Raw genomic sequence first — 13,548 nt, 5'->3', positions numbered from 1 at the left:
CTTCTTCGTAGAGTGGTGTTCATGAAGGCTGACCAACTGTGACGCGAGGCACGTCATCGACGACGCGCCCCGCGAAGCGCAAGTCGGAGAAGACCGCGATCTTCAGGTTTTTCGCGACCGCGCTCATTCCCCTCATGAACCTGCTCGCGCGCTATCGGGTTCGCGGGCTCGAAAATGTGCCAGAGACCGGCTCTTTCGTGGTGGCGCCCAACCACTACAGCAACGTCGATCCGATCGTGATCGGCATCGGCCTGTGGAAGTCCGGCAGGATGCCACGCTACTTCGCGAAAGCGTCGCTCTTCCGTAATCCGATCGTGGGTGCGCTGCTGATGAAGGCCGAGCAGATTCCGGTCGAGCGTTCCGGTGCCTCGCGCGACGGCGTGGGGCCTCTCAAGCAGGCGCAGGAGATTGCCGCCGCCGGTCACGCCGTGGTCATCTATCCCGAGGGTTCCCTCACGCGTGACCCGGACAGCTGGCCGATGCGCGGCAAGTTCGGGGCGGTGCGCACCGCGCTGGATGCGGGCATCCCGCTCATTCCGGCGGCAAGCTGGGGCGCTCAGCTGATCATGCCGCAGAAGACCAACCGCATCAGCTTCTTCCCCAGAAAGAACGTCGACATCGTGTTCGGCACACCGGTGGACCTCAGCGAATTCGCCGATCGACCACGCGACTCGCGGGTGCTCGCCGAGGCGACGGCCAAACTGATGGCGGCGATCACGTCGCTCGTCGAAGAGCTTCGCGGTGAGACCGCGCCCGCTGAACGATGGAACCCCGCCGACCACGGCCAAACCGAGACTGGACGCTTCCATGACAAGCACTGACGCTTCACCCGTCCCGGCGCGCAAGGTCGCCGTCCTCGGGGCCGGGTCGTGGGGTACGACGTTTGCGAAGATCCTCGCCGATGGCGGTTCGGACGTGGCCATGTGGGCCCGCAGGCCCGAGCTCGCACGCGAGATCTCACAGTCCAAACGCAACAGCGACTACCTGCCCGGCATCAACCTGCCGCGCTCCCTCTGGGCGTCTGCGCGGCTTCCCGAGGTGCTGGAGGGTGCTGAGCAGGTTTATCTTTCCGTTCCGGCCCAGTCGCTTCGCGAGAACCTGCGGATCGTGCGCGAGCTCATCCCCGCCGAGGCGGTCATTGTGTCGCTCATGAAGGGCGTCGAGAAAGGCACCCGCGCGCGCATGAGCGAGGTGATCCGCCAGGAACTCGGCGTCGACGGCGAACGGGTCGCCGTTGTATCCGGGCCGAACCTCGCGCTGGAGATCGCGAAAGAGTGGCCGACCGCGGCCGTCGTCTCCTCAGACAGCCTCGACACCGCGACAGCGGTGGCGATGACCGCCACCAACCGATACTTCCGCTCGTACGTGAACACGGACGTGATCGGCACCGAGTTCGGCGGGGTGCTGAAGAACCTGATCGCGGTCGCCATCGGCATCGTCGACGGTGTCGGCTACGGCGAGAACACGAAGGCGTCGATCATCACGAGGGGCCTCGCCGAGATGACGGACTTCGCCGTCGCCTACGGTGCGAGGGCCGAAACCCTCGCTGGGCTCGCCGGCCTCGGCGACCTCATCGCCACCTGCGAATCGTCCCTGTCGCGCAACAACACTGCTGGCAGGCTGCTCGGCCAGGGCTACAGCTTCAGCGAGGTCATCAAGCAGATGAACCAGACCGCGGAAGGGCTGTCATCCGTGGCGCCCATCCTCGAGCTGGCGCTGGCGAAAAACGTTGAAATGCCGATCGTGAGCCAGGTTGCCGAGGTTCTTGCCGGTACTCTGAACCCGCGCGATATCGCTCCGCACCTCACGACAGACGACATCCCGCAGGGGGAATAGTTGCCCAAACTCACAGTCGCACTGCTTTTCGGCGGGCGCTCCTCCGAGCACACGATCAGCTGCGCAACCGCTGGCGGCGTGCTGTCTGCCATCGACCGCGACAAGTACGACGTCATCCCCATCGGCATCACCAAAGAGGGCGCGTTCACGCTCCAGCCGGACGACGCCGCGCTGTTCACGCTGAACCCGTCCGCCATGCCCGTCGTTACTGACAACGGCACCAGGGTCTCGTGGCCAGACTCCGCGGCCTCTCGCGAGCTGTCGGTGACGGATGCCGCTGGCGAGAGTCGCTCGCTCGGCACCGTCGACGTGGTGTTCCCCATCCTGCACGGGCCCTTTGGTGAAGACGGCACGGTGCAGGGCATGCTCGAGCTGCTCGGCCTGCCCTACGTCGGCAACGGCGTGCTAGCCTCCGCGCTCGGCATGGACAAACATTTCGCCAAGACAGCTCTCGAGGCGGTCGGTGTGACAGTGGCCCCCTGGGTGACCGTCACGGCGGCGCAGTGGGCGGCAGACAACGCGCTCTGGCGGGGGCGGGCGACATCCCTCGGCCTGCCGGTCTTTGTGAAGCCAGCGCGCGCAGGATCGTCGGTGGGCGTCACCAAGGTGACAGACGCCGCAGGGCTGGATGCTGCGCTCGCCACCGCCTGGGCGGAAGACGGCAAGGCCCTCATCGAGCAGGCGATCGTCGGTCGCGAACTCGAGTGCGCCGTGCTTTCCGGCCGCGATTCAGGCGCGACGAGGGTGAGCCTCGCCGGCGAGATCATCATCGCGGGGGATGGCTTCTACGACTTCGACGCCAAATACCTCGACGACTCGGCCGCCCAACTCGTGTGCCCCGCAGACCTGTCGGACGGTCAGCTGGCCGAGATGCAGCGGGTCGCAGCTCGCGCATTCGAGGCGATCGGCGGATCGGGTCTCGCTCGGGTCGATTTTTTCTTCACCGGCACCGATTTCGTGGTCAACGAACTCAACACGATGCCGGGATTCACACCCATCTCGATGTTCCCCAAGTGCTGGGCAGCCAGTGGGCTCGCCTATCCCCAGCTCATCGATGAATTGATCGAGCTGGGCCTGCAGACGGTTCGCTGACCGCGGGTTTACCGGGTCGTGTCCTCGGGCGAGACACAGGCCCGGTCTGCCGGGATCTCGCTGACCGCTGCCGCGAGGTCGCTCAGCGCTTCGAACCCCGAGACGCCGTCCGTGCCGACGTCGGGGTCGCCGTCGCTGTCGATGATGACCTCGACGGCGGGGGAGCGCCCATAGGTCGTGAACACGAAGTTGGGGTCGTCTGCGTCGTCACGCAACCAGTCGATACCGGCGACCGTGATGCACGGCAGCGTCGCCGTCGGTGCGGGCGACGGAACTCCGCAGCGAAGCAGAACCGTCGCGGGTTCGCCCCAGGCCGCGGTCGCCTGAGCATCGGTGCTGCGTGACGGCAGCCCGCCGACGGTGTCTGGCAGGCGCACCATCATCGGCGCGCACGCCGGATTGGCGGCATCATCCGCGGCATCGAGGACGACGACGGGGGTGCAGCCGGTCAACACCAGAAGCAGGGGTGCGACCAGCGCGGTCACCAGGGTTGCGCGGGTCGATCTCATCGAGAATCAGGTTACCGTGTGAAGTATGACGACAGCCGAGCACCCATCGCCGGGCGACACCCTCAAGAGCCTGGGCGAGCAGGCGGTTCTCGCCCGGATTTTCCCCAGGCTGCCAGCGGCGACCGCCGAGCTGATCGGTCCTGGAGACGATTCCGCGGTCGTGGCGACGCCGGACGGGCGGGTCGTCATGACCACAGACATGATGATCAACGGCCCGGACTTTCGGCTCGCGTGGTCGACACCGCACGACCTGGGGTGGAAGGCCGCGGCATCCAACCTGGCCGATATCGCCGCGATGGGCGCCGTGCCGACGGCCCTCGTCGTCGCGCTCGCGGTTCCGGCAGACACCGCGGTGTCCGTGCTCGAACAGTTCAGCGACGGACTCCGCGACGGTTGCGACGCACTCGCGCCCGGCTGCGGCGTGGTCGGAGGCGACCTCTCGGTCTCCTCGGTGTTCACCATCGCGGTGACGGCCATCGGTGACCTTCAGGGGCGCGACCCCGTGCTGCGCTCCGGCGCATCGGCGGGCGACATCGTGGCGGTGTCCGGCGTGCTGGGCGCCGCGGCGGAGGGCCTGCGACTGCTGTTCGAGGGCGGAACAGTCGATTCAGTGCCGGATGCCGCATCCGCGGCCAGGCTCAAACTCGAGCACGGGGCCGCCATCGCGGCCCAACTCACACCGCGGCCGCCCATCGCAGACGGGCCCGCCGCCGCGATCGCCGGGGCGACCGCCATGCTCGACCTCAGCGACGGTCTCGCGATCGACGCCCGGCGGCTGGCGAAAGCGAGTGGGGTAGCGATCGACCTCTCGAGCGCGGCCGTCGGCGGCAGACTTCAGCTCGACGGTGGTGAGGATCACAGCCTGCTGGCCACGTTCCCCGCCTCGACTGGGTTGCCGGGTGGTTTCAGGGCCATCGGTACCGTGGTTGCTGGCGCCGGGGTGCTCGTCGACGGTGTTGCGTACGATGAGACGAGCGGCTGGGACCCGTATGTGGGCTGGGACGGCCACACAGGCTGAGCTGCAGCCGCCCTGGCTACTCGGTGCTGGCCCAGAACAGTGCGGTGTCGCCGTAATCTTTGCGGCGTTCCAGGGTGAGACCGGCCGGCCACTCCGGTTCCGGGGTGCGGGAACTACGCTCGAGCACGACTATCGCGCCGGGCGAGAGCCGCGGCACGAGCGCCTCGAGATTCTGCGCGATGTCGGCAAGGCCGAGCTCGTAGGGCGGATCCATGAACACCAGGTCCCAGAAGACGCGGGCCGAGGTGAGGAACGGCTGCACGGCCTGCGAGGTCGTCTCGATGGTCGGCTTCGTGCCCTTTGGCGCCTGTTTCAGGATGCGCGCAGCGTTGAGCTTGCCGGTCTGGATGTTGCGATCGACGAGCGTGACGTGCGAGGCGCCTCGTGAGGCCGCCTCGAGCCCGAGCGCGCCGGATCCGGCGTACAGGTCGAGCACGCGGAAACCCGCGATGGCGTCCCGGGCTTCAAGGGCGGAGAAGATGGCTTCGCGCACCCGGTCGCTTGTGGGGCGGGTTCCCGAGCCGGGAACGGCGATCGTGAGCGATCCGGCCCATCCGGCAATGATCCTGGTCATGGTGGTTGCTAGCTCCAAAAACGGAAGAGGTCGAGGCCGCTCCACACGAACAGCGGCGGGACGCCCAGGAACGAGATGATCCCGAGGATCATGGAGAAGAACGCCGTGTTGAGGGCGGGAATCCAGAGCAGCGCGAAAAGGCCGAGCATCGCGAAGGGTGCGATCGGCGCGACGGCGGTGAGCACTCGGTCGGGCAGGTATGGCTGGATGATGCCGAAGCCGTCGAGACCGGGCACGGGCAGCAGGTTCAGCACCGCTGCGGTCACCTGCAGGAACAGCAGGAACGCCATCGTCACCCAGAACGGGCTCGACCCCTCGCGGAGGGTGAGGGCTGCGGCGAGAACCACCGCGATGGCGAGGTTGGTGAGGGGGCCGGCGGCGGAGACCGCCGAGTTCGCGAAACGGGTTCGGATCGCCGCACGGTTGATGAAGACGGCGCCGCCCGGGAGTCCGATGCCGCCGGCGACCAGGAACACGAGGGGCAGCACGAGGCTGAACATCACGTGGGTGTAGCGCAGCGGATCGAGTGTGAGATAGCCGCGGTATACGACGGATTCGTCGCCGTTGCGGTAGGCCACGAGGGCGTGAGCGAATTCGTGCAGTGACAGCGAGATCACCCAGAAGAACAGGACGAACAGGAACGCCATGACGGCGGCGGGGCCGATACCGGACCACAACGCCCAGCCCGAGACGGCAGCACCTGCGACGAGCCCGAGGAAGATCGGGGACGGACGGTGACTGGTTGCCCGGCGCGCCGATCTCGGGTCGCGTGGAACGTTCTCGCCGTACCCTGCGCGGTCGTCGCCGCGCCCCATTCCGCTCGTCGTCACGCTCGCAATCCTGTCACAGGGCGGTCACGGGTAGCGTTGCACTGTGGCATCCCCTCTCGATCAGAAACTCGCTGTGGCTCTGGGCGGGCGCACGTCTGCCGCCTTCGCCAAGGGGCTCGGCCTCGAGACGGTCGGTGACCTGCTGAGCCACTATCCCCGGCGGTATGCGCGGCGCGGTGAGCTGACGGCTCTCACCCACCTCCCGGTTGACGAGAACGTCACGATCGTGGCCGAAGTGCTGCGGGTGATGAACCGGCCGATGCGGGCCAAGCGTGGCTCGATCCTCGAGGTGACGATCGGAGACGGCAAGGGCATCCTGACCCTCACGTTCTTCAACCAGGCCTGGCGGGCGACCGAGCTGAAGGCCGGAGCGAGGGGCATTTTCACGGGCAAGGTTGGCGACTACCGCGGAAACCTCCAGCTCGCGCACCCCGACTACGAACTTTTTGACGACGACGTCGACAGTGCAGACCCCGAGCGTGTGAAGGCGTGGGCTGAACTGCCCATCCCGATCTACGCGGCGACGGCCACGGTGGCGAGTTGGCAGGTCCAGAAGGCGATCGGCGTCGTTCTTGACACGCTGCCACAGCTCGATGATCCGGTTCCGGATGCTGTGCGCTCGTCTCTGAAGCTGATGGACTTCTCGCGGGCGCTCCAGCTCGTTCACCGCCCGACAATCGATGCCGAATGGGGTGGAGCGCGCAAGAGCCTGCGCTTCCAGGAAGCCTTCGTGCTGCAGGTGGCACTCCTGCAGCAGCGCCTGCGCCTTCGCGAGACTGCGGCGACCCCGCGCGTGGCCGGCCCGCTTCTCGACGGCTTCGATGCTGCGCTGCCGTTCACCCTGACCGGGGACCAGGCGCTCGTGGGTCTGCAGATCGCCGACGACCTGGCCGCTCCCGTGCCGATGAACCGGCTGGTGCAGGGGGAGGTTGGCTCTGGCAAGACCCTTGTCGCCTTGCGCGCCATGCTGACCGTGGCGGAATCCGGTGGGCAGTCGGCACTGCTGGCACCCACCGAGGTGTTGGCACACCAGCACCTGCGGTCGATCGTGAAGACCCTCGGTCCCGATCTCGCCGCCCGACTTCGGCCGACCGTGCTGACGGGCCAGCTTCCGGTGGCCCAACGCCGGAAGGCGATGCTCGCGGCGGTCTCTGGCTCTGCGCACATCGTCATCGGCACGCATGCGCTGCTCGCCGACAGGGTGGAGTTCTTCGACCTGGGCTTGGTCGTGGTCGATGAGCAGCATCGGTTCGGCGTCGAGCAGCGTGAGGCGCTGCGGCTGAAGGGGCGGCAGCCACCCCATGCGCTCGTCTTGACCGCGACACCCATCCCACGAACCGTTGCGATGACGGTATTTGGTGATCTCGACATCTCGACGATCGCCGAGTTGCCGGCCGGCCGGTCGCCGATCGAGAGTTTCGTTGTGCCGCTGGCCGAGCATCCCGGATGGGTCTCGCGAGTATGGGCGCGGGTTGCTGAGGAACTCGCGAAGGGACATCAGGCGTTCGTGGTGTGTCCGGCCATCGACGCGACGCCGACCGATGATGGCGATCTTCCCGCGCCGGATGCGGTCACCTCCGACGCCCCGGCAACGCGGGCGGCCGCCAATGTGACCGAGGTGCTGGCCTCCCTCCGGTCGAATGCGGTGCTCGCTGGCAAGCGCATTGAGGCGCTTCACGGCCGGATGTCTGGCGACGAGAAAGACGAGATTATGCGCGCTTTCGCGGCCGGCAGCATCGATGTGATCGTCGCAACCACCGTGATTGAGGTGGGGGTCGATGTACCCAACGCCTCGACGATGGTCGTGCTCGATGCTGACCGCTTCGGGGTGTCGCAACTTCATCAGCTGCGTGGTCGGGTCGGCCGCGGGGGAGTGCAGGGCCTCGCGCTGTTCGTGACGAATGCCGAGCAGGAGTCGCTCGCCCGCGAGCGGGTCGAGGCCGTGGCATCCACCCTCGACGGTTTTGAGCTGGCCAACAAAGACCTCGAGCTGAGGCAGGAGGGCGACGTGCTCGGAAGCTCGCAGTCTGGTGGCCGGTCGAGCCTGCGACTGGTCAGGGTGGCCAAGGACGGCGCCCTCATCGCTGATGCACGCGAAAGGGCAGCCGCCGTGCTCGACGCCGACCCGACTCTTGCGGCGTATCCGGCACTGCGTGAGGCTCTGGAGCGAAGGCTCGACGAGACTTCTGAGTCGTTTTTGGCCAAGAACTGACGTTGATGGTACGGACGGACCGCCCGTTCTGCTGTCGGAAACGGAACGGCAACATTGGCCCGGTAGGGTGAAGGCATGCACAGGATCGCCGTTGTTCCTGGGTCTTTCGACCCTGTCACTCTCGGGCACCTCGACGTCATTGAACGTGCGGCGGGCCTCTTCGATGAACTCCACGTTTTGGTGGTGCACAACCCCGGTAAGACGGCGTTGTTGCCGATCGCCCAGCGTGTGACACTCATCGAACAGGCGATTCGCGAGGCTGGTATCGAAGGCAACATCCGGGTCACCAGCTGGAGTGTCGGCCTCCTCGTCGACTACTGCACAGAGGTGGGGGCGACAGCTATCGTCAAGGGCATCCGTTCGCAGGTGGATGTCGCGTACGAAACGCCCATGGCGATCGTGAACCGTGACCTCGCCGGCGTTGAGACCGTGTTCATGCTCCCCGATCCCGCGCATGCTCACGTGTCGAGTTCGCTCGTGCGCCAGGTCGATTCGCTCGGTGGAAATGTAGCTCCCTACGTTCCCCCCGCGGTCTCCCGCTTCCTGCAGGCTCCGTAACCTCCAGCGGGTCATGCCGTCACCAGCAGGCGTCGTAGGGCCGGGCTCGCTGACTCCAACTGTCGCGGGCGTTGCTTCGGGTCGACGTCGGGCGGTGGCACCAGCCAATACCTGCCGGCGGTGCGCGTGATTCGCCACTCATTGTTGTGAACGAGCATGTGGTGATATCGGCAGAGGCAGACTCCGTCTGTCACGTCGGTCAGGCCGCCGCGACTGAACTCGGTGATGTGGTGCACCTCGGTCCAGGACGGCGGCCGGTCGCATCCTTCTGCAATGCACCCGCCATCCCGCGCTGAGATCACCGCTCGTTGGCGCGAGTTATGCAGCCGCTGCGTGCGGCCCAGATTGAGGGACTGCCCGTCATCATCGAACAGGATCGGCTGCAGTCCGCCATCGCAGGCAAGTCGCTGAACGCTCGCGACGGAGATGCTGGCCGTCTGCCCCTCGATGAATCCGACGCCGGACTTGGCGGCAAGGTCGCGTTGGGTGACCAGAACCCGCACAACGGAGCGGCGTGCGCCAAGGCGATTGCTGGTGCGCGATCGAACGGCGACGTCGATCATCTCCACCACCGCGTCGAGGGCAAGTTGTTCGGTGGAGCGCGGGTCGTTCTCGATGCTCTCCGCCCGCGCGACGTCGGTCGGGTCGACGAATCGGGGGCCACCTCGCCGGGGTGAGGTGGCTGCGTCCACAGCAGCGACCACGACGGCGGCAGACTCGGGATCGAGGAGCCCGACGATTTTCGTCATCCCGTCGCTCTGGGGGAACAGTCGCAGGTACCGACGGTCGCGTCGTTCGTTTTCGCGAGCGCTCACGCCGGCCGCGTCGAGTTGGTCGCGTTGTTCCCGGGCGCACGCGGCGAGCCGATCGAGGGTGACGTCGGTGGCCATGGCCGTCAGCATCCCCACGGCGACCGCGAGGGCTTCGGCGGTGACGTCGCCCTCGGACGGGGTGCTCGGGTCGCCGCACGGAACCCCCACGCCGCAACGGATCACCTCGAGCGCTTCGCTGGAGATCTCGCCGGCCGCGGCGGCGGCGACGGCAACCTCAAGCCACGGTTCTGCAACGAGGAATGTCGGATCGCTGTCGTGTGTCGACAGCTCTGCGACCATTGTGCCGACCCGGATGAGACGGCGAGCGGTCTGCCCGCTCGATCCGGTGACGGACTGCACCAACGCCTCAGGGGTGCGCGCGCCATGCTTTTGCGCGAGCCCCAGATACCCCAGTTCGCGGCGGGATCGATGAGCAATTTCGGCGGCCAGGGTCGAGGCTGCAATGTCTATCAGACGCGCGGATGCGGCGATACGCCGCTGATACTCGAGCAGCACCTCGTCGCCCGAACCCGTGGCATCCATCCTCGCCGACGCCACACACCGCGACGCGACGGAGGCAAGTTCCGTGAGCAGTTCGTCGAGGTCGGGCATGGATCAATTCTCCCAGAGATTCGAACAAATGTTCGAAAATGTGGATAACCTCTATCCACAGATTTTGCGAGGAGTAGAGCCGCCATGCTCAACGTCGAGCGGCATCCTCCAATGCGCGCCCGATGACGCGGGCCGCCTCCGGGAACGCTCCGGGGTTGGCGCCGGCGTAGTTGAGTCGGATGTAGGGCGCCGCCGGTTCGGCCGGGAACCACTCGGTTCCGGACGAGATCAGCACGCCGTCGTCCTCGCACCGCCGCACGAGCGCCGGGAGATCGGTGGGTTCCGGCAGCTGAAGCCACAGGTTGAGACCGCCGGCGGGCACAGACGTCAGGTGGGCGAGGGGGGCGTGTTCGGCCAGGCTGTCGACGAGCAGGTCCCGGCGCGCTCGCAGCTGCTGCCGGAGACCGCGGAGGTGCGCGTGCCATGCGGGCTGGCTGACGACTTCCAGTGCAGCCGCCTGCAGAATCCCGCTGACATACAGCGATTCGGCTCCGCGGTCGGCCAGGATGCGCTCCCGCGCCGGACCACGGGCGATGATCGCGGCGATCCTGATCGCCGGCGACACGCTCTTGGTGAGGGAACGGATGTAGACCACGTGCCCGCCGTCATCCAGTGCCGCGATCGGCGTGGATGCGGTGGTGATGCCGAAATCGTGCGCCCAGTCATCCTCGATCAGGAACGCGCCGTGGGTCGTGACGACCTCGAGCACGCGCCGGGCGACGTCAGCGGACCACTGCGCGCCGGTGGGGTTGGCGTAGTTCGGCTGGGCGTAGAACGCACGGGCTCCGGTCTCGGCGAAGGCCCGTTGCAGGGCGGCAGGATCTGGGCCGTCTGGTCCGGAGGGAATCGGGATGACCCGCACCCCCGTCTGGGCCGCCGCGACGATCGCTCCCCAATAGCTGGGCGACTCCATCAGAAGCGGCTGACCCGGGCCCACGAGCGCCCTGAAGACCGAGCTGAGCCCGGTCTGGCTGCCGGGCAGCACAATCACGTCGCTCGACGTCGGCGGGGTGACGCCGACGGGGGTAGCGGTGGCGAGTTCTGCGGCGAACCAGGACTGAAGCTCGGGCAGGCCCGAGGTGGGGGAGTGTGAGACGGCCGCATCGCTGCGTGCGGCTCGGGCGACGGCGGCGCGAACGAGCCGTTGCGGTAACAGCTCCCGATCCGGGTATCCGGCGTGCAGGGCGATCGCCCCGTGTGGGGTGGCGCGCATGGGAGTAGAGGACGCAGGTACCCGGTGCAGCGGTGACCCCAGAGCCGCGGTCTGCCAGCCGTAGTCGAGCGGGCGGGCGACGCGAACGCTGCGCACGAACGTGCCCACCCCTGGCCTGCTCTCGACGAGACCCCGCGCAATGAGGGTGCGCAGCGCCTTCTGCACTGTTACCGGGCTGGCTGAGTGGATGGCGACAAGTTCGCGGGTGGATGGCAACTTTGCGCCAGCGGGGGCCGCAGATATCCACTGACTCAGTGCCGCCGTAATGCGAGAACTGCTATCGTCATTCATGAGAGACAACAGTAGCGCTACTGCACATATATCCCCAGTGGTATCCCACTCCCGGGCCGGCTTGCTCTGGAGTTTGCTGGGAGTGCTCGCGTTCTCGTTCACCGTCCCGTTCACACGGGTCGCCGTGGCCAGCCTGTCGCCACTGTTCATCGGTTCGGGTCGTGCGGTGATCGCAGCGATGCTCGCGGCCGCTGCATTAGCTATCACCCGGCAATCGCGCCCGACGGGATCCCAGTGGCTTCGACTCGCGGTCGTGGCTGGTGGCATTGTGGCGGGGTTCCCGCTGCTGACCTCGTTCGCGCTCACGACCGCGTCGGCGAGCCACGCGGCGGTGGTGATCGCCCTGCTTCCCGCCGCGACCGCGGTGGCGGCGGTCATTCGCGGTCGTGAGCGTCCTCCGCTCCCGTTCTGGGTCATGGCGGCCGTTGGTGCTGTTGTCGCGATGGTCTTTGCCTCGTTGCAGGGCGGAGGCGTCGCCGAGCTCACCCCGTCAGACCTGCTGTTGTTCGCCGCGGTTATCGCCGCAGCGGTCGGGTATGCCGAGGGCGGAATGCTCGCTCGCGAGCTGGGCTCGTGGCAAACCATCTCCTGGGCCCTCATCGTTGCCGCGCCGGTGATGGTGCTGCTCTTGATCATCGCCGTGGCACAGCAAACACCAACGGCGGCTCCGATCGAGTGGGCGGCCTTCGCGTACCTCGCTGCGGTGAGCATGTTCCTGGGCTTTTTCGCGTGGTACCGGGGCCTGGCTATCGGGCCGATGGCGCGGGTGAGTCAGGTGCAACTCATCCAACCGGTGCTCAGCATTGTGTGGGCCGCGCTGCTGCTCGGGGAGCAGCTGACGTGGCCGACGATCGTCGGCGGCTGTGCGGTGGTGCTGTGCGCCGCCATCGCGGTGCGGGTGCGACTGCAGCGCGCAGCGCCCATCCCCTCGACTACCGCCCGCACCCACAACCAGCGCACAATGGAGACGTGACCCTCAAACTCGGATACAAGGCATCGGCAGAGCAGTTCGACCCGCGCGAGTTGGTGGAGATCGCGGTGGCCGCAGAACAGCACGGCATGGAGAGCGTCGCCGTCAGCGACCACTTCCAGCCCTGGCGCCACGAGGGCGGTCACGCGCCGTTCTCGCTCAGCTGGATGGCGGCGGTCGGTGAACGCACCAAAACGATCACCATCGGCACGAGCGTGATGACACCGACCTTCCGCTACAACCCCGCCGTTATCGCGCAGGCTTTCGCGACGATGGGGTGCCTCTATCCCGGACGCATCATGCTCGGGGTCGGCACCGGTGAGGCGCTGAACGAGGTCGCCACCGGCTTCAGCGGCGAGTGGCCCGAGTTCAAGGAGCGGTTCGCCCGGCTGCGCGAGGCCGTCACCCTCATGCGGCAGTTGTGGTCCGAAGATCGCGTCAACTTCGAGGGCGAGTACTACTCGACGGTCGATGCATCCATCTATGACCGGCCAGACACCCCGATTCCGGTCTACATCGCTGCGGGTGGCCCGGTCGTGGCCCGCTATGCCGGTCGCGCGGGCGACGGCTTCATCTGCACCTCGGGCAAGGGCATGGAGCTCTACACCGAGCAGCTCATTCCCGCCGTGAAGGAGGGAGCCGAGAAGGTCGGCCGCAGCTTCAACGACATCGACCGGATGATCGAGATCAAGCTCTCGTACGACACCGACGCCGACCTCGCGCTCGAAAACACGCGCTTCTGGGCGCCGCTCGCGCTGTCGAAGGAGCAGAAGCACGACATCACTGATCCGATCGAGATGGAGCGGGCTGCTGATGCTCTGCCGATCGAGCAGATCGCGTCGCGCTGGATTGTCGGTTCGGATCCGGATGATGTTGTTGCGGGTATCAAGCAGTACGTGGATGCCGGCATGAACCACCTGGTGTTCCATGCGCCCGGTCAGGATCAGCGCCGGTTCCTTGAGCTGTTCGAGCGCGACCTTGCGCCGAGGCTGCGCGCGCTGTAACGACAACGGAGGCAAAT

13 protein-coding genes are annotated in these 13,548 nt (G+C 66.9%); 8 read left to right on the top strand and 5 right to left on the bottom strand.

Going from position 1 to position 13,548, the window contains the following annotated elements:
* The first annotated feature begins 38 nt into the window (after positions 1-38).
* Genes QMG83_RS11070 through QMG83_RS11060 form a run of 3 tightly spaced genes read left to right on the top strand, consistent with a single transcriptional unit; the run spans position 39 to position 2,928 of the window.
* Entirely contained in the window at positions 39-821 is a 783-nt protein-coding gene (locus tag QMG83_RS11070; protein WP_283505413.1) for a lysophospholipid acyltransferase family protein, read from the top strand.
* Complete coding sequence (locus tag QMG83_RS11065; protein WP_283505412.1) at positions 808-1,836, top strand: NAD(P)H-dependent glycerol-3-phosphate dehydrogenase; 1,029 nt, start codon at positions 808-810, stop codon at positions 1,834-1,836. Before QMG83_RS11070 ends, QMG83_RS11065 begins: the two co-directional genes overlap by 14 nt.
* Positions 1,837-2,928 carry a D-alanine--D-alanine ligase family protein gene (locus QMG83_RS11060; protein ID WP_283505411.1) on the top strand — a complete coding sequence of 364 codons (1,092 nt, stop codon included), beginning with the start codon at positions 1,837-1,839 and terminating at the stop codon, positions 2,926-2,928.
* A gap of 8 nt (positions 2,929-2,936) precedes the next feature.
* Here QMG83_RS11060 and QMG83_RS11055 read toward each other — a convergent pair whose 3' ends face one another.
* Positions 2,937-3,437 (bottom strand): DUF3515 family protein, encoded by a 501-nt coding sequence (locus QMG83_RS11055; protein ID WP_283505410.1) that lies wholly within the window; start codon positions 3,435-3,437, stop codon positions 2,937-2,939.
* Positions 3,438-3,462: 25 nt separating this feature from the next.
* Here QMG83_RS11055 and thiL point away from each other — a divergent pair, with 25 nt between their 5' ends.
* Positions 3,463-4,455 (top strand): thiamine-phosphate kinase, encoded by a 993-nt coding sequence (gene thiL, locus QMG83_RS11050; RefSeq protein WP_283505409.1) that lies wholly within the window; start codon positions 3,463-3,465, stop codon positions 4,453-4,455.
* A 16-nt stretch (positions 4,456-4,471) separates the two neighbouring features.
* On the opposite strand, the gene rsmD is transcribed toward thiL, so the two are convergent.
* Complete coding sequence (gene rsmD, locus QMG83_RS11045; protein ID WP_283505408.1) at positions 4,472-5,029, bottom strand: 16S rRNA (guanine(966)-N(2))-methyltransferase RsmD; 558 nt, start codon at positions 5,027-5,029, stop codon at positions 4,472-4,474.
* Positions 5,030-5,037: 8 nt separating this feature from the next.
* Complete coding sequence (locus tag QMG83_RS11040) at positions 5,038-5,859, bottom strand: site-2 protease family protein (protein WP_283505407.1); 822 nt, start codon at positions 5,857-5,859, stop codon at positions 5,038-5,040.
* Positions 5,860-5,902: 43 nt separating this feature from the next.
* On the opposite strand from QMG83_RS11040, the gene QMG83_RS11035 reads away from it, so the two are divergent.
* Both QMG83_RS11035 and coaD read left to right on the top strand, forming a co-directional pair.
* Positions 5,903-8,071: an ATP-dependent DNA helicase RecG gene (locus QMG83_RS11035; protein WP_283505406.1), complete on the top strand. Its 2,169-nt coding sequence runs from the start codon at positions 5,903-5,905 to the stop codon at positions 8,069-8,071.
* Between the two features lie 75 nt (positions 8,072-8,146).
* The gene (gene coaD, locus QMG83_RS11030; protein WP_283505405.1) at positions 8,147-8,629 is read left to right on the top strand and encodes a pantetheine-phosphate adenylyltransferase; all 483 of its coding nucleotides are present in this window, start codon (positions 8,147-8,149) and stop codon (positions 8,627-8,629) included.
* 11 nt (positions 8,630-8,640) lie between these two features.
* Here the strand turns inward: coaD and QMG83_RS11025 are convergent, their stop codons facing one another.
* Both QMG83_RS11025 and QMG83_RS11020 read right to left on the bottom strand, forming a co-directional pair.
* Positions 8,641-10,053 carry an HNH endonuclease signature motif containing protein gene (locus QMG83_RS11025; RefSeq protein ID WP_283505404.1) on the bottom strand — a complete coding sequence of 471 codons (1,413 nt, stop codon included), beginning with the start codon at positions 10,051-10,053 and terminating at the stop codon, positions 8,641-8,643.
* 88 nt (positions 10,054-10,141) lie between these two features.
* The gene (locus QMG83_RS11020; protein WP_283505403.1) at positions 10,142-11,557 is read right to left on the bottom strand and encodes an aminotransferase-like domain-containing protein; all 1,416 of its coding nucleotides are present in this window, start codon (positions 11,555-11,557) and stop codon (positions 10,142-10,144) included.
* Here QMG83_RS11020 and QMG83_RS11015 point away from each other — a divergent pair.
* Entirely contained in the window at positions 11,556-12,530 is a 975-nt protein-coding gene (locus tag QMG83_RS11015) for a DMT family transporter (RefSeq protein ID WP_283505402.1), read from the top strand. The genes QMG83_RS11020 and QMG83_RS11015 overlap by 2 nt on opposite strands.
* Complete coding sequence (gene fgd / locus QMG83_RS11010) at positions 12,527-13,531, top strand: glucose-6-phosphate dehydrogenase (coenzyme-F420) (RefSeq protein ID WP_283505401.1); 1,005 nt, start codon at positions 12,527-12,529, stop codon at positions 13,529-13,531. Before QMG83_RS11015 ends, fgd begins: the two co-directional genes overlap by 4 nt.
* Positions 13,532-13,548: the final 17 nt, after the last annotated feature.

This window comes from Salinibacterium sp. G-O1, assembly GCF_030063305.1.
In the GTDB taxonomy this organism is placed as follows: domain Bacteria; phylum Actinomycetota; class Actinomycetes; order Actinomycetales; family Microbacteriaceae; genus Rhodoglobus.
This window is presented reverse-complemented; position numbering and strand designations above follow the sequence as displayed.